The organism is Halomonas sp. THAF12, assembly GCF_009363675.1.
GTDB classification, from domain to species: domain Bacteria; phylum Pseudomonadota; class Gammaproteobacteria; order Pseudomonadales; family Halomonadaceae; genus Halomonas; species Halomonas smyrnensis.
Map to the genome: position 1 here is coordinate 1,647,999 of NZ_CP045399.1, position 18,589 is coordinate 1,666,587.

General features: G+C 62.5%; 15 protein-coding genes. 8 read left to right on the plus strand and 7 right to left on the minus strand.

Annotated features, from left to right (window positions below; all coding sequences use genetic code 11):
• Positions 1 to 7: 7 nt before the first annotated feature.
• The 4 genes from FIU88_RS07540 to FIU88_RS07555 form a co-directional block, all read right to left on the minus strand.
• Positions 8 to 1,084 carry an endonuclease/exonuclease/phosphatase family protein gene (locus FIU88_RS07540; RefSeq protein WP_367613884.1) on the minus strand — a complete coding sequence of 359 codons (1,077 nt, stop codon included), beginning with the start codon at positions 1,082 to 1,084 and terminating at the stop codon, positions 8 to 10.
• Positions 1,085 to 1,259: 175 nt separating this feature from the next.
• Positions 1,260 to 2,330, minus strand: coding sequence for a TRAP transporter substrate-binding protein DctP (dctP, locus tag FIU88_RS07545; protein WP_152478757.1), 1,071 nt, complete (start codon positions 2,328 to 2,330; stop codon positions 1,260 to 1,262).
• Positions 2,331 to 2,376: 46 nt separating this feature from the next.
• Complete coding sequence (locus FIU88_RS07550) at positions 2,377 to 3,666, minus strand: TRAP transporter large permease (protein ID WP_152478758.1); 1,290 nt, start codon at positions 3,664 to 3,666, stop codon at positions 2,377 to 2,379.
• A gap of 2 nt (positions 3,667 to 3,668) precedes the next feature.
• Positions 3,669 to 4,226 carry a TRAP transporter small permease gene (locus FIU88_RS07555; protein WP_016854680.1) on the minus strand — a complete coding sequence of 186 codons (558 nt, stop codon included), beginning with the start codon at positions 4,224 to 4,226 and terminating at the stop codon, positions 3,669 to 3,671.
• A 346-nt stretch (positions 4,227 to 4,572) separates the two neighbouring features.
• Here FIU88_RS07555 and araD point away from each other — a divergent pair, with 346 nt between their 5' ends.
• The 8 genes from araD (at position 4,573) to FIU88_RS07595 (ending at position 13,992) form a co-directional block, all read left to right on the plus strand.
• On the plus strand, positions 4,573 to 6,303 hold the full coding sequence (gene araD, locus FIU88_RS07560) for an L-arabinonate dehydratase (RefSeq protein ID WP_152478759.1): 1,731 nt from the start codon (positions 4,573 to 4,575) through the stop codon (positions 6,301 to 6,303).
• A gap of 10 nt (positions 6,304 to 6,313) precedes the next feature.
• Positions 6,314 to 7,111, plus strand: a complete 798-nt coding sequence (locus tag FIU88_RS07565; protein ID WP_152478760.1) for an HpcH/HpaI aldolase/citrate lyase family protein — start codon at positions 6,314 to 6,316, stop codon at positions 7,109 to 7,111.
• A gap of 2 nt (positions 7,112 to 7,113) precedes the next feature.
• Positions 7,114 to 7,998 carry an aldose 1-epimerase gene (locus FIU88_RS07570; RefSeq protein ID WP_152478761.1) on the plus strand — a complete coding sequence of 295 codons (885 nt, stop codon included), beginning with the start codon at positions 7,114 to 7,116 and terminating at the stop codon, positions 7,996 to 7,998.
• Positions 7,995 to 8,876: an SMP-30/gluconolactonase/LRE family protein gene (locus tag FIU88_RS07575; protein ID WP_152478762.1), complete on the plus strand. Its 882-nt coding sequence runs from the start codon at positions 7,995 to 7,997 to the stop codon at positions 8,874 to 8,876. Before FIU88_RS07570 ends, FIU88_RS07575 begins: the two co-directional genes overlap by 4 nt.
• Positions 8,877 to 8,912: 36 nt before the next feature.
• Entirely contained in the window at positions 8,913 to 10,358 is a 1,446-nt protein-coding gene (locus FIU88_RS07580) for an NAD-dependent succinate-semialdehyde dehydrogenase (RefSeq protein WP_152478763.1), read from the plus strand.
• Positions 10,359 to 10,369: 11 nt separating this feature from the next.
• Positions 10,370 to 11,140, plus strand: coding sequence for an SDR family NAD(P)-dependent oxidoreductase (locus FIU88_RS07585; protein WP_152478764.1), 771 nt, complete (start codon positions 10,370 to 10,372; stop codon positions 11,138 to 11,140).
• Between the two features lie 72 nt (positions 11,141 to 11,212).
• Complete coding sequence (locus tag FIU88_RS07590) at positions 11,213 to 13,237, plus strand: alpha-glucosidase (RefSeq protein WP_016854687.1); 2,025 nt, start codon at positions 11,213 to 11,215, stop codon at positions 13,235 to 13,237.
• Positions 13,237 to 13,992, plus strand: coding sequence for a sulfite exporter TauE/SafE family protein (locus tag FIU88_RS07595; RefSeq protein ID WP_152478765.1), 756 nt, complete (start codon positions 13,237 to 13,239; stop codon positions 13,990 to 13,992). Before FIU88_RS07590 ends, FIU88_RS07595 begins: the two co-directional genes overlap by 1 nt.
• Before the next feature lie 34 nt (positions 13,993 to 14,026).
• Here FIU88_RS07595 and FIU88_RS07600 read toward each other — a convergent pair whose 3' ends face one another.
• From FIU88_RS07600 to glpD, 3 genes are all read right to left on the minus strand, one after another.
• Positions 14,027 to 15,082: a LacI family DNA-binding transcriptional regulator gene (locus tag FIU88_RS07600; RefSeq protein ID WP_016854689.1), complete on the minus strand. Its 1,056-nt coding sequence runs from the start codon at positions 15,080 to 15,082 to the stop codon at positions 14,027 to 14,029.
• 206 nt (positions 15,083 to 15,288) lie between these two features.
• Positions 15,289 to 16,767, minus strand: coding sequence for a carbohydrate porin (locus tag FIU88_RS07605; RefSeq protein WP_152478766.1), 1,479 nt, complete (start codon positions 16,765 to 16,767; stop codon positions 15,289 to 15,291).
• A gap of 242 nt (positions 16,768 to 17,009) precedes the next feature.
• Complete coding sequence (gene glpD / locus FIU88_RS07610; protein WP_016854691.1) at positions 17,010 to 18,512, minus strand: glycerol-3-phosphate dehydrogenase; 1,503 nt, start codon at positions 18,510 to 18,512, stop codon at positions 17,010 to 17,012.
• Between the last annotated feature and the right edge of the window lie 77 nt (positions 18,513 to 18,589).

Genomic DNA, 18,589 nt, shown 5'->3' on the forward strand with positions numbered 1-18,589 from the left:
GGGGGCGTCAGTCGTCCTGCTCGCGCTCCCGAGCCTCCTCGACGGTCTCCACCGCGTCGCGATGCTCGTCTGTGGTCGCCGTCGGGTTCTCGTGCTCGTCGGCGCGGGCGGGGCGATAGCACAGCGTGGTCAGGATCGGGAAGTGGTCCGAGCCGAAGGACGGCAGGCGGCGCATGCGCCCGAGGGTGAAGTGCTCGCTGGCGAAGACGTGATCCAGCGGCCAGCGCAGCAGCGCGTGCTGGGCATGGAAGGTGCTGAACATGCCGCGGCCGCGGCGCGGGTCGAGCATGCCGCTGACCCGGCAGAACAGCCGGGTGCTGCGCGACCAGGCCACGTCGTTGAGATCGCCCGCCACCACGGTGGGCACCGGGTCCTGATGGATGTGCTTGGCCACCAGCATCAGCTCGCCGTCCCGCCACAGCGACTCCTCGCTCTCGCTGGGCGCCGGCGGTCGCGGGTGCAGGGCGTGGAAGCGGATATGATCGCCGCTCTCGAGCTCGATGCCGCAGTGGATCGAGGGGATGTCGTCCTGGATCAGCCACTTGACCCTGGGGTCCACCAATGGCCGGCGCGAATAGAGGTGCATGCCGTAGAGGTTGTCCAGCGGCACGCGTACCGCATGCGGCCAGTCGTCGCCCAGCCCCTCGTCGAGGCGCTCGCCCCACCAGGCGTCGGATTCGAGGGTCAGGATCAGGTCGGGGTCCTGCTCGCGGATGATCGTGAGCAGGGCATCGCTGTCACGGTTGGGGGTCAGCACGTTGGCGACCAGCAGCGTCAGGCAGCGATCCGGGCGGTCGTCCCGGGCGCGCTTCACCTGCACCGGCCACAGCGGCGTCCAGGGCAGGATGTAGCGCAGCTGGATGGCGAGCACGGTGACGCCCGTGGTGGCGATCCAGGGCGTCATGGCCGCATCGGCCAGTGGCGAGGCCAGCGCGCAGGCGGCGCCGGCTAGGCCGATCTGCAGGCGCGGGAACTCGCAGGCCCTCAGCCACCACCAGTGCCCGGGCACCCGGGCGATCAGGCTGGCCAGCAGCACTAGAGCGGCGATCCCGCCGAGTAGCCATCCGAGTATCTCATCGAGCATCTCACTCTACCTCGCGTCGGTCCATGATAGGCGCCGTCCGTCACGCCCGTCGTTCGAGGGTAAGGGCTAAGGCGATCGATCGCGAGGGCGGTGAGAGGGAGTATCACGCATCCGGGCGATGCAGAGGCGTCGCCCGGAATCTGCGGAGCTTTGTGTGATGGTCTTGGGCGCTGGCTCAGCGCAGGGCAGATTCGCGGTCTGTTTCAACCCGCTCTGCGGCTCGGTCTCGAGCAGCCTCGAGCTCGGTCAAGAATTCCTGACCCTGCTCGCCATACTGTTCCAGATACCAGTCCTTAATGGGCGCCGCATAGCTTCTGAATTGTTCCATCTCCTCCTCGGTCGGCGTGTAGAGCTCCCCCCCCGATTCTTGCCATGCCGCGTAGGCCTCGAGCTCCTTGCGCGGCTGCATGCCGAACTGCACCACGCCCATCAGCGCGGAGGCATCGGCTACGATGCGCTGCTGTTCAGGACTCAGGGATTCGAACTTCTGATTCCCCATCAACCACATGGAGGCCATATAGGCATGACCGTCCAAGGTGATGTACTGGAGGACTTCCTGGAAGTTCATGTTGGTGATGTCGGAGATCGAGTTTTTCGTGCCGTCAACCACGCCGGTCTGCAGCCCCGTGTATACCTCCAGCCAGGGCAGGGGGGTCGGGGAGCCACCCATTTCGCGGACCAGGCGCTGCTGGATTTCCGATTCGATGGTGCGGAATCGCAGCCCTTCCACGTCGGCCGGTGAGCGAATCTCGTGTTCGGCATTGGCAAAGTTACGCCAGCCACCGGTCTGGGTCATGGTCATGAGTCGGATCCCGTTGCCGGTCGACTCGAGAATCTCGCCGCGCAGGTAGTCGGTGAGCTGCGGATCCGACAGCATACCCATGGCGGTGCGGTCGTCCGGGAATGTGTAGGGGATATCCATGCCCTGGATCGGCGGATAGATACCGGCCACGCCACCTGCCGTCGCCGTGAAAAGGTCGACGATGCCGGCTTGCATGGCTTCGAAACATTCGTTCGCTGAACCGCAAAGCTGCGGGCCGACGAAAATATTGACATTGACCTCTCCGCCGGTGCGGCTCTCGACGTAGTTCTCGAAGACCAGCGCGGCGTCGTATTCTTCGTCCTGCTCGTTGGCCAGCAGAACCAGATTGAGGTCTACAGCCTGTGCCATGGAGGCCGCGCCGAGGGTGGAGGCGAAGAGGGCGGCACCGGCGATGCGCGATGGCTTGAAGCTCGGAATTTTCATTGTTTTGACCTCTACTTTTACTTGATGAGTGGTGTTGACGAGGCGCTCATGCGACGTAACCGAAGGCGCGGGGAAGGGCGAGTACCAGGTCCGGCACATAAACCAGAGCGAAAAGAATGCCGATCTCGACCAGGAAAAGCGGGAGCATTTCCCAGGCAATCTTTTCGATTTTCTCGTTGCTGATACTGCCGACAACAAACAGCACCAGGCCCATGGGTGGTGTGATAAGACCCATGATGAGCGTCACGCTCATGACGACGGCGAAGTGGATGGGATCGACGCCGACACTGACCATGACCGGTGACAGAATCGGGCCAAGGATCAGGATGGCGGGTCCGGCATCCATGATGGTGCCGATGCCCAGCAGGAAGATGACCACCAGGAAAAACAGCAGGGCCGGATCGTCGGTGATGCCAAGGATGAAGCCGCTGACCAGCTGTGGAGTGCCCTTGAGGCTGACCAGTGAGGCGAAGGCTACCGCTGCGCCGACCAGTAGCAGGACCACGGCCGAGCTAAGCGCTGCCTTGCCGAAGAGCCTCGGCAGATCACCCAACTTGAGGTCACGCGTGACGAACAGGCCAAGAATCAAGGCGTAGAAGGCGGCGATGGCGGCACCCTCCGTGGGGGTGAAGATACCGCCCACGATGCCACCAATCAGAATCACCGGCGTCAGCAGGGGCATGAAGGCGGCGACGAACGCTTTCCACTTCTCGTTCCAGCTGGCTTTGGGCAACGGCTCCGGGAATTCCTTGAAACGCGTCATCACGGAGATGGTGATCATGAGACCCACGCCAATCAGGATGCCGGGTACGATGCCGCCAGCAAACATCCCCGCGACCGACACGTTCATGATGAAGGCATAGAGGATGAAGATACCGCTTGGCGGAATGATGCTGGCAATCACGGCCGATGCCGCCGTCACTGCTGCCGAGAAGCGATTGGTGTAACCCGAGGACTTCATGGCCGGGATCATCACCGAGCCTAACGCCGATGCGTCCGCGACCGCCGAGCCTGAACCGCCTGCGAGCATCAGCGAGGAAGAGACGGATACCTGTCCCAGTCCGGCACGACGATGGCCGATCAGGGTTTCGGCAAAACGTACAATCCTGGAGGTCACCCCACCTGCCGTCATCAGCTCGCCGGCCAGGATGAAGAAGGGCAGAGCCATCAGTGGGAAGCTGTCGATGCCCGCGAAAAGGCGTTGGAAGAGCAGATCCAAAAACATGACCTTGCCTTCCAGCAACAGGCTAATGCCCGGTGCTATCAGCATCAGGAAGACGATAGGCATGCCGATGATGAGCAGACCCGCGAAGATCCAGAGATAGGCGAATGTCATGATCAGGCCCCCGCCTGGTGGTGGTCGAGATCCTGATCGAGCGCTGCAAGCTTGGTTGCTGCCTTGGGTGAGATCAGGGACAGGGTCGCGCGCAGGAGTCGCTCCAGCGAACATAGCGCGGTGAGTGCGAAGCTGATCGGTAGCACGTAGTAGACCTGGGCCATGGGGATGCCCAGCGACAGGCTATGAGTGGTGGCGCCGCGCTCGATACGGTCGAACCCGAGCTGGATGCACCAGATCAGCGTGGCGAGAATGGCGGCCTCGATCAGTACCTGGAGTAGCAGCCAGGGGCGCGAGCCTCGAAAAAAATCGGTACATAGGTCGAGGCTGACGTTGAGGCCTTTCTTGTGGGCCGCTGGAAAAAACAGGAAAGCCATCCACACCATCATGTAGCGGGATAGTTCCTCGGTCCAACCGAAACTGTTTCCCAGGGCATATCGATAGATGACGTGCACGATCATCACAACCAGCATGGCGGCCAGCAGCAGCGTCGCCGTGTAACCGGCCCAGCGCGTCGTCTGTCGGTTGAGGCGATCGAGGAGGGATACGAGCGTTGGCATGCTTTGTCTCCGGGAGCCGCTCTTGCCGGATGGAAGTTACGTCCAGCGGCGGTCGCGTGTTTATTGTCCGTGTTCGGATCGCCGCGGCATCCGTCTTCGCAGCGCTACGAAATAGTAGATTTGCCCCCTAGGAGTGTCAAGCCGACCAAAGGCGGAAAAATCGCCACAAATGTTCAACTAAAGTATTAATTTTTCAACATTTTATGAATTTTCAATACGTTGGAATTAGTGGCTTGCGTTGCCTAGTGGCGTTGAGTTGACAGCGATCCTGGGCTGGCACAATATTTCGTAGCGCTACGATTTTAATCGCCGTGCCGGCCATGGCGAATAACCGAGAGGCAAAAAGATGAACAAGGACCGACGCACCATTGACCAATTGCGCAGCCAGCGCTGGTACAGCTCCCCGGACATGCGCGGTTTTGCACATCGGCAGCGTACGCAACAGATGGGGCTGCGTCGTGAGGAGTTCATGGACAAGCCGGTGGTTGGCATCCTCAATACCTGGAGTGATCTGAGTCCTTGTCATGCCCATCTGCGGGATCGGGCGGAAGCCGTCAAGCGCGCGGTTTGGGCCGCTGGCGGCTTCCCGGTTGAGTTGCCCGCCATGTCGCTCGGCGAGGTAATGGTCAAGCCCACCACCATGCTGTATCGCAACTTCCTGGCGATGGAGGCCGAGGAGCTGCTGAGATCGCACCCGATCGATGGCGTGGTCATGCTGGGGGGATGTGATAAGACCACCCCCGGGCTGCTGATGGGGGCCATCAGCATGGATATTCCGGCGATCTTCTGCCCGGCCGGGCCGATGCTCAATGGCAAGTGGAAGGGCAAGACCCTCGGGGCCGGCACCCACACACGCAAGTATTGGGATGAACTGCGCAGCGGTAATATCACCCAGGACGAGTGGGTGGATCTCGAGTCGCGTATGACGCGTTCCAACGGGACCTGCAACACCATGGGCACGGCCTCTACCATGACCTCCATCGTCGATGCCATGGGCCTGACCCTGCCTGGAGCTTCCAGCATCCCGGCGGCGGATTCCGGCCACACTCGTATGGCGTCCGAATGCGGCTCGCGCATCGTCGAGATGATCTGGCAGGACCTCAAGCCCTCCACGTTCCTGACGCGTGAGAGTTTTCTCAATGGTGCCCGCTGCTACATGGCCATGGGAGGGTCCACCAATGCCGCCGTCCATCTGATCGCCCTTGCCCGCCGTGCCAATGTCGAGCTCTCGCTGGATGACTTGGATGCCGTGGCCCGGCAGATTCCAGTGCTCGCCAATATCTTTCCTTCGGGCGAGTATCTGATGGAGGATTTCTACTACGCGGGTGGTCTTCCTGCGCTGCTTCAGCGCCTGGGCAGCCATCTGTCGCTGGATGTCGGTGGCATCTCGGGCCGATCCCTCGGCGAGTGGGTCGCCAACGCGGAATGCTACAACGACGATGTCATTCGTCCCTTTGACAAGCCGGTTACCCCCGGGGCCGCACTGGCCGTGCTGCGCGGTAACCTGGCCCCGAGCGGTGCGGTCATCAAGGCCAGTGCTGCGAACCCCGATCTGGCCAGACACCGTGGTCGTGCCGTGGTCTTCGATAACCATGCCGACCTGGTGGCACGCATCGATGACCCCGAGCTGGAGATCACGGCCGATTCCGTGCTGGTGCTGCGCAATGCCGGGCCCAAGGGGGCACCGGGCATGCCGGAATGGGGGGCGCTGCCTATTCCCAAGAAGCTCCTGGCCCAGGGCGTGCGAGACATGCTGCGGATTTCTGATGCGCGCATGAGCGGCACCCACTATGGCACCTGTGTACTGCATGTGGCGCCTGAATCGGCCGTGGGTGGTCCTCTGGCCCTGGTTCACGATGGTGATGAAATCGAGCTGGATGTCGAGGCCCGCCGTCTCGAACTATGTGTCACGCCTGATGAGCTCGACGCCAGACGCGCGGCCTGGCGAGCCCCAAGTCCACGAATCGATCGCGGTTACACCGCGATCTTTCAGGAACATGTGACCCAGGCCGACCAGGGATGCGATTTCGACATCCTGCAGAGCGGTCAGCGACAAGACGAACCCGAAATCTTTTGAGGTGGATGACATGACGCTTCCCGTGAACCGTTTCAAGCAGTGGCTGGGCGGGTCCAAGGTGCCGGTAGGCACTTGGCTGATGACCGCCAGCCCCAATGTGGCAGAGGCGATCGGTTTCGCTGGCTTCGATTACGTGATGCTCGACATGGAGCACGTGCCGGTAGACGTGCCCCAGGCCATCGCCATCATGCAGGCCGTGGCGGGAACCCCGGCGGAATTGGTAGTGCGACTACCCTGGAACGATCCGGTCATGGTCAAGCGAGTGCTTGACAGCGGTGCGCAGACCCTGATGTTCCCCTACATCCAGAGCGTCGAAGAAGCACGTCAAGCGGTGGCCTCCACTCGCTACCCTGGTCGTGGTTTCCGTGGCGTGGCGGCCGTGCATCGGGCCAGCCGCTACGGCACCGTCAAGCGCTATCTGCATGAGGCCGACCGCGAGATCGGTGTCGTGCTTCAGCTCGAGACGCCAGAGGCCATAGCGGCCCTGCCGGAGATTGCGGATGTGGAAGGCGTTGATGCCCTATTCATAGGCCCGGGGGACCTGTCGGCCGCCATGGGGTATATCGGTGAAATTCGTCATCCCGAGGTGCAGGGCATGATCGGGGATGCCCTCGATGCTTGCCGGGCTCGCAAGATGCCATGTGGCATCGTTGGCGCCGACCCCGAGCTGGTCGGTGACTACATCGCCAAGGGCTTCGGTTTTGTGGCCATTGGCTCCGACATGAGCTTGATGATGTCTCGTGCCCAGGAGTACCTCGCTGTTCTGCACGGTGAGACCGCAACCACTGAGAACAGCGGTGTTTATTAAGCATGGCTGAGCCCCTCACGCTGTCGTCATCGTTCTGGGAGCTGGCCCTTGTGCCCTCTATCGGCGGAGCCGTGTCGCGCCTGAGCTTGGTGGGGCGCGACGTGCTGCGTCCCCTTGGCGCGGAGCTGTCCGAGGACGCGGAGGCGGTGCGACACAGCGGTGGCTACATGCTGGCGCCATATTCCAATCGCATCGCCGATGCTCGCTTCCCCTGGGATGGCAGTCCCATCCGGCTGGCCCGGAACTTCGGCGACCACCCTCACAGCCTTCACGGTTTTGCCTGGCAGCGTGGCTGGACGGTGCAGGCGAGCGATCCGGGCAGCGCGAGCCTAGTGCTCGATCATCCCGCAGACACCGACTGGCCGTGGCGCTGCCGGCTGCGGCAGATCTGGAGGCTTAACGGCCTCGACGCGACGTTGACCCTCGAGGTCGAGAATCTCGATGAGCGTGACATGCCGGCAGGCATCGGCTGGCACCCTTACTTCCTTCGGGAAGGGCTCGACATGGCCTTTCGCTGCAAGGGTGTGTGGCTGAACGATGATCGCCAGCTCCCCCGCACGCATGTCGATGTGCCGGCCGAGTGGGATTTCGACAAGCGCCGCCCGCCTGGCCCGGCGACGCTGGATCACTGCTTCACGACCTGGGACAGCAGGGTCGATCTGGCCTGGCCCTCGCGCGGCATCGCCATCAGCATGACGGCATCCGAGGCCTTCTCTCATCTGGTGGTGTTCACCCCGGCTGGGCGTGACTTCGTCGGCATCGAGCCGGTGAGCCATGCCAACGATGCGCTCAACATGGCCGACCCGGTCGCCGCGGGTATGCGACGACTGCCGCCTGGCGAGCGCCTGACCGGCCATATTCACCTGACTGGCGAGATCACACCATGAATCATTCTCCATTTCGCACTGTGCTGACGGCCCAGGCGGCACTGGGCGAGTGTCCGCTCTGGGCTTCTGAGGAAGGCGTGCTCTACTGGGTGGATATCGAAGCACCGAGTTTGAACCGGTTCGATCCTGGAACCGGCGAGAACCTTGCCTATCCGCTGCCCGAGCACATCGGCTGCATTGGGCGTCGTCGGCAGGGCGGCTTCATCGCGGGGCTGCGTTCCGGCCTGTGGCTGCTCGATGAGCAGGCTCGCCCTCAAACTTGCCTGGCAAGGCCAGTCAGCGACACGTCCATCAGCCGTTTCAATGACGGCCGCGTGGATCCCTGGGGCGGCTTCTGGGCCGGCACGATCCATGAGCCCCGCGACGCCCCCCTGGCCAGCCTTTACCGGGTGGCGCCCGACCTGAGTTGCCAACGTTTGGCCGGCGAGGTGCTGGTGTCAAATGGCGTGGCCTTCAGCCCGGATCGTCAATGGGCCTATCACTCCGACACTCCTAACCATGTCATCTACCGCTATCCGTTGGATCCACGAAGCGGCGAGTTAGTTGGGTCCCGGGAAGTGTTTCATCAGTTTCCTTTCGGCAATGGACGCCCGGACGGGGCGGCCGTCGACAGTGAAGGCTATTACTGGTCGGCCCTGTTCGAGGGGGGGAGAGTGGTGCGTCTTTCTCCCGCGGGCGAGATCGTCGCCGAGTACCCAGTCCCGGCACGCTGCCCGACCATGTGCGCCTTCGGCGGGGCGGATCTCAAGACTCTCTACGTGACCAGTGCCCGGCATGGCCGGCCGGCCGAGGAGTTGTCGGCCTATCCGCAGTCCGGAGATCTCTTTGCCATGCGCACCGAGGTTGCTGGACGTCCCGAACCGCTCTTTGCCGGCTGACGCCGGTTCACTTTCAAGACTCAACAGGAGCCCATCATGCTTAACCTCCAGGACAAGGATCTGCTGCGCCAGGCATGCCTGATCAACGGCGAATGGGTCGGTGCCGACGATGGCGCCGCCGATGTCGTGACCAACCCTGCGGATGGCAACGAGATTGGCCATGTTCCACGACTCGGCGAGGCCGAGACGCTGCGCGCGATCGACGCTGCCGATAACGCCATGCGTGAGTGGAGAGGTCGAACCGCCAAGGAGAGGGGGGGGTTATTGCGCCGCTGGCACGATCTGATGCTTGAGCATCGCGAGGATCTGGCGGTGTTGATGACCGCCGAGCAGGGCAAGCCGCTGGCCGAGGCTCGCGGTGAGATCGGGTTCGCGGCGAGCTTTCTCGAGTGGTTTGCCGAGGAGGGGCGTCGTACCTACGGCGATGTGATTCCGAGTCCCATGGGGGATCGCCGAATGATGGTGGTCAAGCAGCCGGTTGGGGTTTGCGCCGCCATCACCCCGTGGAACTTTCCGGCCGCCATGATCGCCCGCAAGGCGGGGCCGGCCTTGGCCGCCGGGTGCACCATCGTCATCAAACCGGCGGGGCAGACGCCCTACTCGGCGCTGGCCATGGGCGAGCTGGCGCTGCGTGCCGGGATTCCAGCCGGGGTGGTCAACGTGGTCACCGGTGATGCGCGTGGCATCGGTGGTGCCATGACGTCGAGCGCCAAGGTGCGTAAGTTGAGCTTCACCGGCTCTACCGCCATCGGCAAGTTACTGCTGCGGCAGTGCGCCGACACCGTCAAGAAGGTATCCATGGAGCTCGGTGGCAATGCGCCGTTCATTGTCTTCGATGATGCGGACCTGGATCAGGCCGTCGAGGGGGCGATGGTGGCCAAGTTCCGCAATGCCGGTCAAACCTGCGTGTGTGCTAATCGGATCTTCGTGCAGGACGGCATCCATGATGCCTTCGTCGAGCGCCTGGCCGCCCGTGTAGCCGAACTCAGGGTCGGTGCCGGTCATGAGGCGGGGGTGGATGTCGGCCCGTTGATCGATGCAGCCGCCGCGGACAAGGTCGAACAGCAGCTGCGCGATGCCGTGGCCAAGGGAGGCAGGCTGCACCAAGGAGGAGAGCGGCTGTCGAGCAATTTCCTGTCGCCGGCCGTGGTCGCGGACGCCACGCGGGACATGGAGTGTTTCTCGGAAGAAACCTTCGGCCCGCTGGCTCCGGTATTCCGGTTCGGCGAAGAGGAAGAGGTCCTTGAACTGGCCAACGATACGGAGTACGGCCTGGCGGCGTATTGCTTCACCCGTGACCTGGGGCGTGCCTGGCGCATGTCCGAAGGCCTCGATTACGGCATGGTGGGGATCAACAATGGCCATGTCTCCACCTGCGAAGCACCGTTTGGTGGCGTCAAGGAATCCGGCCTGGGACGCGAGGGCGCTCATCAGGGAATCGAGGACTATCTCGAGACTAAGTACATCAACATGGCCATCTAGGAGGCGACCGCATGAGCGAACAGTCTCAAGCTCAGTATCATTCCCTGCGGGACAAGATGATATTCGTGTCGGGCGGCGGTTCTGGCATCGGCGCCGCCCTTGTGCGCGCCTTCGCGGGCCAGGGGGCTCGAGTCGCCTTCGTCGATATTGACGTGGTTTCCTCGGAGGCCCTGGTGGCCGAGTTGTCCCCGGCATCTGTGCACTTCTATGAATGCGATATTCGTGACATAGAGCGCCTTCAGGGCGTGATCGCCGAGGTGGAGCGCGAGTTGGCCCCCATCGACGTGCTGATCAACAATGCCGGCCTAGACGATCGTCACGCGATCGAGGAACTGACCCCCGACTACTGGGATAACTGCCAGGCGATCAATCTGCGTCATCATGTCTTCGCGACACAGGCAGTGCTGCCTGGCATGAAACGGCGCGGCGAAGGCAGTATCATCAACCTCGGCTCTATCTCCTGGATGCGCGGTCGTCCGGGCATGGTGGGCTATACCACGGCCAAGGCGGCCATCAACGGGCTCACCCGCACCCTGGCCCAGGAGATCGGTGTCCATGGTATCCGAGTCAATGCCTTGGTGCCCGGTGCCATTCTGACCGACCGGCAGGAGCGTCTCTGGCTGACGCCGGAGCTCAACCAGCGCTTCCTCGACCAGCAGGCGCTGAAGTTTCGTCTGCAGGCCGACGATGTGGCGCGCATGGCGCTGTTCCTCGGCTCCGCGGAGAGTCGCGGCTGCACCGGCCAGAATTTCGTGGTCGATGCGGGCCTGACACTCAACTGAGCGGAGCCGGCTTCGGGGAGCCAAATGCCTCCTCGGAGCTTCCAGTCTTCATCATCATTACGGGAAACCACCATGATGCGCGTCATCACCGAGTCGCACGCCGTCAGTGTCTACCACGGCGACGCCTTGCTGTTTCGCCATGAGATCGATGCTCCGGCGATATACATTGGCCGTGGCCAGGCGAGCTTCGATATGTATCGGGGCAACTTCGAGATCGAGGACTACCTGGAAGCCCGTGAACCGCTCCGGCACCTGGATGTCCAGCAGGACGGCCAGGGCTATCGGTTGGCGTTTCGTCGCCATGACGGTGACGATCTGCAGCTCGAACTCCGACTGGCATCTTCGTCGTCCGGCGCCACCTTGACCACCCACCATGTGGCTCCGGGTATCAATCGCACCTGGTGGCGGCTGGTGGCCGAACAGGGCGAGCAGGTCTGGGGATGTGGCGAACAGATGTCCTACCTCAATCTGCGCGGCCGGCACTTCCCGCTGTGGACGTCCGAGCCCGGTGTCGGCCGCGACAAGGACACCTATATCACCTGGCGATCGGATGCGGAGAATCGCGCTGGCGGGGACTATTACCATACCAATTACCCTCAACCTACCTTCCTTTCCTCTCGTCACTATGCCTGTCATGTCGAGACCAGCAGCTATGCGGACTTCGACTTTCGGCATGACGGCTTCCACGAGCTTCAGGTGTGGGACGTGCCGGAGCGACTCGAACTTTTCGCCGCGACCACTTACCTGTCTCTGGTAGAGGCGCTCGGTGTAAGGTTCGGCCATCAGCCTCGTCTGCCCGAGTGGGTCTACGAAGGAGTCATCCTGGGCCTCAAGCGTGGCAAGGAGCATGCCGAGGCAAAGCTCGAGCAGGCGCTGGCTGCGGACATGGCCGTCTCGGCCCTCTGGTGCGAGGACTGGGCGGGCATTCGCGAGACCAGCTTCGGTGCGCGGCTCTTCTGGGATTGGCAGGCCTCCGAGAATCGCTATCCGGACCTGGCCGGCTGGTGTCGCGAGCTGGCGTCGCGCGGGATTCGCTTCCTTGGCTACGTGAATCCCTATCTGTGCGTGGACGGAGAATTCTTCCCTGTGGCCCGCGATCAGGGCTTTCTCGCCTCCGATGGTCAGGGGGAGGTGGCCATTGTCGATTTCGGTGAGTTCGACTGCGGTGTGGTGGACTTCACCAATCCCGAGGCCTGCAGCTGGTTCAAGGATGTCATCCTCAAGGCCAATATGCTCGATATCGGCGTCAGCGGCTGGATGGCGGACTTCGGAGAGTACCTACCCGTGGACGTGACGCTTGCCAACGGGGTCTCGGCGGAAGTCGAGCACAATCGCTGGCCGACCCGCTGGGCGCAGGTCAACGCCGAGGCGGTGGCGGAACGCGGCAAGACGAGCGAGGCGACTTTCTTCATGCGGGCCGGCTATACCGGTGTTCAGTCGCATTGTCCGCTGCTGTGGGGCGGCGACCAGTCGGTGGATTTCTCTCGCCACGATGGCATCGGCACGGTGATTACCGCGGCACTGTCGTCTGGCTTGCTGGGTAATGCGTTCCACCACAGTGACATCGGCGGTTACACCAGTTTGTTCGGCAACGTCCGCAGTGCCGAACTGTTCAAGCGCTGGGTGGACCTTGCCGCCTTCACCCCTGTCATGCGTACCCATGAGTGCAATCGCCCTTTCGACAACCTGCAGTGGTTCGACAGTGCCGAACTGACGGAGCACCTGGCACATATGAGCCGAGTCTACCGGCATCTCGCTCCCTATCTCAGGGTGCTGGTAGAGGAAGGAGCCGAACGGGGTATTCCGGTACAGCGACCGCTGTTCCTGCATTTCGAGGACGATCCCGAGGCCTATGAGATTCAGACCCAGTATCTTTACGGTCCGGATCTTCTGGTCGCGCCGGTGGTCGAGGAGGGCGTGACAGCGCGTGAGGTCTATCTTCCGGCGGGCGAGATCTGGGTGCATCTCTGGAGTGGTGCTATCGAGGCCGGCGGCCGTCGGCTGGAAGTCAGCGCACCCGATGGTCGGCCCCCGGTCTTCTATCGACAGCAGAGTGGCTGGTGCGAGCTCTTCGAGACCGTGCCGGGAGCCGATTGATGGAGCTGCTGGAGCATCTGCCGTTGCTGCTGGTGGTGGCCCTGGCGACCTATGCCCAGACCATCACCGGCTTCGCCTTCGGTCTGATCTTTATGGCGGGGGTGGTGCTGTTCGGCATTGCCCCGGTGGCACTCGGTGCCATCCTCATCAGCATTCTGAGCCTTTTTAATTGTGCGGTGGCGTTGTATGGCAAGCGTGCCACGCTGGACAGGCGGGTTGTGCTGATCAGTGCCGCGAGTGGAATGGTGACCGTGTTTCTCGGGGTCTGGGCGCTGGATGTCCTGAGCGGGGACTACGTCGGCTGGCTGCAGGTCATCCTCGGTGCGGCCATCATTGTCAGCAGCCTGATGCTGGTACGCCATCCCCGGCCGCGGCGCGAACTTTCCTCGAACTGGAGCTTTGCGTTGTTCGGCGGTCTCTCCGGTTTCATGGGGGGAATGTTCTCGACGTCGGGGCCGCCGATGGTCTTCCAGCTCTACCGTCAGCCCCTGGCGCCGGCGGTCATTCGTGACTGCTTGCTACTGATATTCGCCATCAACAGTCTCCAGCGACTGGTGATCGTGGCGTTCCAGGGAGCGCTAGATATCGAGGTGATGGGGATCGCAGTGGCGGCGGTGCCGGTTGTGCTGCTGTTCACCTGGCTGGGCCGTCGCTATCCGCCGCCGCTGTCGGCACGAAATCTTCGGCGCCTGGCCTTCGTCCTGCTGATGGGGTCCGGGATCAGCCTGTGCCTCTCGGGTGTTGGGGGAAGCTGATGCGGATGGGGCGCCTGGCGGCGCCCCGTTTTTTTCAGGAGATATTGATTTCGACGCTTCGGGTCGAACTCTCGCGTGCCAGCAGCTCGAAGCCAAGATCAATCGATGTCTCGATGGATTTGCCCTGCAGGCGGTCGAGAAGCCTCATGGCGACCCGGTCGCCGATTTCCTCGCGCGGCGGGCGCACCGTCGAGATGGCTGGCATGCAGCAGTTGCTGAAGTCCATGTCGCCGAACCCTATCATTGCGATATCTTCGGGTACGCGCACTCCCTGGGCCTGGGCTTGGGCCGTGGCGCCCAGTGCCAGCACATCATTAGAAAAGACGATACCGTCCACGTCGGGCATCTCGGCCAGCAGTGTCTGCATGGCATCGCGGGCCGCTGCGGCCATGCGCCCGGTTCCTGTATCCATGATCCGGCACTCGGCGCTGCCAAGCAGATCCCGGCAAGCGGTTCGTACGCCTGTTGCCCTGAGCTGAGCACGATTGTCCACGCTCATTCGCGCGCCGATGAAGGCCAGCCGACGACAGCCCGATTCGATGAGGTGGCGTGCCTGGGCTCTCCCGACGTCCTCATGGGAAAAGCCGACCATGGTGTCCAGGGCGTTGGAGCCCAGCTCCCACATTTCCACCACGGGGAGGGCTGAGCTGGTCAGAATGCGGCGTGTTTCTCGCGTATGCTGCAGCCCGGTCAGGACCATGGCGCTGGGTGACCAGGACATGAAGGTCCGGACCAATGACTCTTCCTGCTCTTGCGAGTATTCGCTGTTCCCCAGCAACAACTGGTAGCCATGACGGCTCATTGCCATCTGCATGCGACTGACGGTCGAGGCGAACATGGAGTTGACCATGGAGGGAACCACAACACCGACCACCTGGGTCTTGGCGGCGGCCAGTGCGCCGGCCATGAGGTTGGGCACATAGCCCAGAGTATCGATGGCCTCCTGGATGCGTCGGCCCAAAGTGTCGGATACTTCTCCAGGGCGACGCAGGTAGAGCGATACCGTGCTGGCCGAGACGCCGGACAATTTGGCGACGTCCGTCATGGTGACGCGCTTGGTAGTGCGTCGGGAGCGCTGTTGGCTACTCATGATGATTGCTCGATTTAAGTGGCCTGGACGTCGGAGCGTGCCTCCCGGTAGGGTTTTGCATCCTCTGGGGGCGTTGGCAGGAATCCTATCATACCCTCGCACGAGCACGTCCAAGGCGAGCTGGATCAAAAAAGCCCCATGCGGCCTGGGCATGGGGCGGAATCAAAACGAAAGGCAAGCGAGGGGCGCGCTGCCCCGGCGGGCACTTAGAACCAGGTCTCCGCCTGGACACCGAAGCTCCACTGACCGCCCGTATAGCCTTCCTGGCCAAAGGCGTCATCGGTAGAGAAATCGTTGAGCTCGTCATCCCAGGCGGTATAGGAGGCGAAGGCTCTCAGCTCCGGGCGCTGCCAGAAGCCTCCTACGTCAGGCTTGAAGGTCGGCGCGATAGTGAGCTTGGAGAAGTTGCCTTCCACTGCGCTGCGCCCTCTGTACCCCTGGGGATCGAGATCCATGGCCTGGAAGCTGGCTTCATACTGCATCTCGAAGTTCTCGCTGAGCTCGTTGGCAATGCGCGCGTTGAGGGAGGCCCAGCGGTAGTCGTCACCCTCGATGAACCGGTCCTCGCTGACCTCGGCCAGTAGAGCCGGAGCGATGCGCCAGCTCGGTGTCAGATAGGTAGTGCCCTGAATGGCCAGTCGGGTGGCCTTGGCATCGTCGAGCAAGTCTCCATTCGCCCCGATCTGCTTCACTTCGGCGCCCAGTCCCTGGCCGTGCAGGAGAGCGGCCCGGAAGCCACCGTCCGCCATTCCGAAGAAGCTGTCGCCTTTGTAGGCGAGCATGCTGTGGAAGCCGCTATCGGCGGCGGTACCCGGGCCGTCGGTCATGCGCTGGTCGTTGTCGGCGGCGGAGATGGCATTGAACATCAACTGCCAGTTCCCTACATAGTTGTTGGTGGTCAGGACCAGGCTGTCAGTATCATCGCTGAGCTCCGTGTCTTCCGGGTCGAGCCTGAAGTCATCGAAGCTGCGTCCATACAGCGAGAAGTTCGCCTTCCAGCTATCGCCGAGCTGGACGTCATAGACGCCTGCGCCCAGCCCCGCCAGCTTGACCACATCGCTGTCTAGCCAGTGGATATCGTGGATATCGCGATCGAGTCGCTTGCCGGCCCATAGGGTGGCATCCTCGAAAGCGCTGTTCTCGAGGCTTGGCAGATCCGAAAGCTCGACGAAGACCTGGCGAATGTTCAGCTCGGATTCATTGGCGGTCCAATCGTTGCTGGTCTCGACCGAGTCGGCAAACGACACCTGAAAACGCTGCTTGGCTCCGTTGTCGAAGGTGTGCTGGTGGTTCAGCCGCGCATGCACATAGGTATCTGGTTCGTTGCCCAGGCGGCCCACGGCGCCGCCTACGGTGCCTGCAGGAGTGACGTAGGGCCCGCCAGGCAGGCTCTTGCCCTCGTCACCGAGAAGCAGGCCTGATCGGGCATAGGCGCTGAAGGAGAAACCATCATCGCTGCTGGCCTTGTCTTCGAGGGCGGCGAGCCGGGTTTCGTATTCCTCGGCCGCGGCTTGCTCGTCCAGTCGAGCCTCCGCGGCGGCTGCGCGACGTTCGGCGGCCATCACCCTGGCTTCGAGGGCTGCCAGTCTTGCCTCGATATCGGCGTCGTCGGCCAGGATGGCGGGGCTGACCCCTGTCAGGGTGAGGGCCGCGGCAAGCGGGGCGAGCTGGAATAACTTGGTCATGTGAAAGTTCCGGTGTGGCGTGTGTTGTTGTCGTGGTGTTTCACATATTCGCAGCGCTGCGAAAACAGGTATAATCGTAGCGCTACGAATCTTGTGATCTATGCATCTTTCGTCGCACTCCCCGGTGGTAGATACGACTATCGTGCTCTAAGGAGGGGGTGAGGGGTAGGTTTTTCGTAGCGCTATTAAGCCCGGCTCGGAGAGTAGTTTGTCGAGCCGGGGTTGACCGGTATCAGAAAGTATCAGACGGCCTGTGCCTGGCGCCTCTTGGCTTGCATGTAGGACGCAAGGCGTGCGACCTGTTGCTCTGAGAGATGCAAGGCCAGCTTGGTGCGGCGCCAGAGAATGTCCTGGGGGTGATGTGCCCACTCACGCTCCATCAGGTAGTCAACCTCGGCGGCGCTCAGTCCGGCACCGAAGTCCTCGCCTAGCGCCTGGCGGGATGCCTTGCCCGCCAGGAAGTGGTGGCACATTGAGCCGTAGGTGCGCGCGAAGCGCCGTATCTGGTCGAGCGTCAGGAAGGGGTAGTCGGCTTGCAGGCTCTGCCGGAAGCTGTCCTGGTCCTTGATGTCGCCGCCAGGAAGCGGGGCATCTGCCGTCCAGGGGGGCGTCATCGGAGGAAGGTGAGGTTCTAGGCTGGTCAGCGCGGCCTCGGCGAGCTTGCGGTAGGTGGTGATCTTGCCGCCGAATACCGACAGCAGAGGTGCGCCTTGAGTATCGAGATCCAGGGTGTAGTCGCGTGTCATGGCTGACGGATCGGCCGATTCATCGTCGCAGAGTGGGCGTACACCGGAGAAGGTTCGGATGACGTCGTTGCGCGTCAGGGTGTTCTCGAAGTGGTCGTTGACGACATCAAGCAGGTAGTCGACCTCCTCGTCGCCGGCTTCGACGCTGGCGGGATCGCCTTGGTAGCGACGATCGGTGGTGCCGATCAGGCTGAAGTCTTCCTCGTAGGGCAGCACGAAGACGATGCGTTTGTCGGTGTTCTGAAGAATGAAGGCTCGGTCGTCGTGATTGCATCTCGGGACGATGATGTGGCTGCCCTGGATCATGCGGACGCCGTAGCGGGACGTGCGGGGTGTCATGCCACGAATTACGCCTTCCACCCAGGGTCCCGCGGCATTGACCAGTGTGCGCGCGTGCCGCGTGAAGCGGACGCCGCTTTCCGCGTCCTCCAGTTCGATTTCCCAGTGGCCATCGACCTCCTGGGCGTTGACGCAACGGGTGCCGACCATGATGTCAGCACCGTTTTCGCTGGCCTGAATGGCGTTGAGGACCACGAGTCGGGCGTCATCCACCCAGCAGTCCGAGTATTCGAATCCGCGGGAAAGGTCGGTTGACAGGCCCAGTTCTGGTGTCAGGCGGAGCCCCCGGGAAGCCGGTAGACGCTGGCGTTTACCGAGGTGGTCATAAAGAAACAGGCCGGCACGGAGCATCCACGCCGGACGCAGGTGGGAGCGATGGGGCAGGATGAAGCGAAGTGGCCAGATGATATGGGGCGCCTTGGCGAGCAGGACCTCGCGTTCGCGCAGTGCCTCGCGCACCAGTCGGAATTCGTGGTGTTCCAGGTAGCGCAGTCCGCCATGGATCAGTTTACTGCTGGCCGATGAGGTGGCGCTGGCCAGGTCGGATTGTTCGCAAAGGCCGACCGAGAGGCCGCGACCGGATGCATCGGCGGCGATGCCGGCACCATTGATGCCGCCGCCGATCACGAAAATATCCAGGATGTCGGGAGAAGTTGCCATGTATGCTCCGTCGGGCGTGGGCCTTTATGGAAAGCCGATGATGTTCGAAAGCGAACATAGAGTATTTGAAAGCGAAC

What these genes read in the sequence shown, in the direction of transcription:
- FIU88_RS07580 (WP_152478763.1), top strand. Translation starts at nt 8,913, where the DNA reads ATGCTTAACCTCCAGGACAAGGATCTGCTGCGCCAGGCATGCCTGATC.
- glpD (WP_016854691.1), bottom strand. Translation starts at nt 18,512, where the DNA reads ATGGCAACTTCTCCCGACATCCTGGATATTTTCGTGATCGGCGGCGGC.
- FIU88_RS07590 (WP_016854687.1), top strand. Translation starts at nt 11,213, where the DNA reads ATGATGCGCGTCATCACCGAGTCGCACGCCGTCAGTGTCTACCACGGC.
- FIU88_RS07565 (WP_152478760.1), top strand. Translation starts at nt 6,314, where the DNA reads ATGACGCTTCCCGTGAACCGTTTCAAGCAGTGGCTGGGCGGGTCCAAG.
- FIU88_RS07605 (WP_152478766.1), bottom strand. Translation starts at nt 16,767, where the DNA reads ATGACCAAGTTATTCCAGCTCGCCCCGCTTGCCGCGGCCCTCACCCTG.
- FIU88_RS07585 (WP_152478764.1), top strand. Translation starts at nt 10,370, where the DNA reads ATGAGCGAACAGTCTCAAGCTCAGTATCATTCCCTGCGGGACAAGATG.
- FIU88_RS07550 (WP_152478758.1), bottom strand. Translation starts at nt 3,666, where the DNA reads ATGACATTCGCCTATCTCTGGATCTTCGCGGGTCTGCTCATCATCGGC.
- FIU88_RS07540 (WP_367613884.1), bottom strand. Translation starts at nt 1,084, where the DNA reads ATGCTCGATGAGATACTCGGATGGCTACTCGGCGGGATCGCCGCTCTA.
- FIU88_RS07570 (WP_152478761.1), top strand. Translation starts at nt 7,114, where the DNA reads ATGGCTGAGCCCCTCACGCTGTCGTCATCGTTCTGGGAGCTGGCCCTT.
- dctP (WP_152478757.1), bottom strand. Translation starts at nt 2,330, where the DNA reads ATGAAAATTCCGAGCTTCAAGCCATCGCGCATCGCCGGTGCCGCCCTC.
- araD (WP_152478759.1), top strand. Translation starts at nt 4,573, where the DNA reads ATGAACAAGGACCGACGCACCATTGACCAATTGCGCAGCCAGCGCTGG.
- FIU88_RS07600 (WP_016854689.1), bottom strand. Translation starts at nt 15,082, where the DNA reads ATGAGTAGCCAACAGCGCTCCCGACGCACTACCAAGCGCGTCACCATG.
- FIU88_RS07555 (WP_016854680.1), bottom strand. Translation starts at nt 4,226, where the DNA reads ATGCCAACGCTCGTATCCCTCCTCGATCGCCTCAACCGACAGACGACG.
- FIU88_RS07575 (WP_152478762.1), top strand. Translation starts at nt 7,995, where the DNA reads ATGAATCATTCTCCATTTCGCACTGTGCTGACGGCCCAGGCGGCACTG.
- FIU88_RS07595 (WP_152478765.1), top strand. Translation starts at nt 13,237, where the DNA reads ATGGAGCTGCTGGAGCATCTGCCGTTGCTGCTGGTGGTGGCCCTGGCG.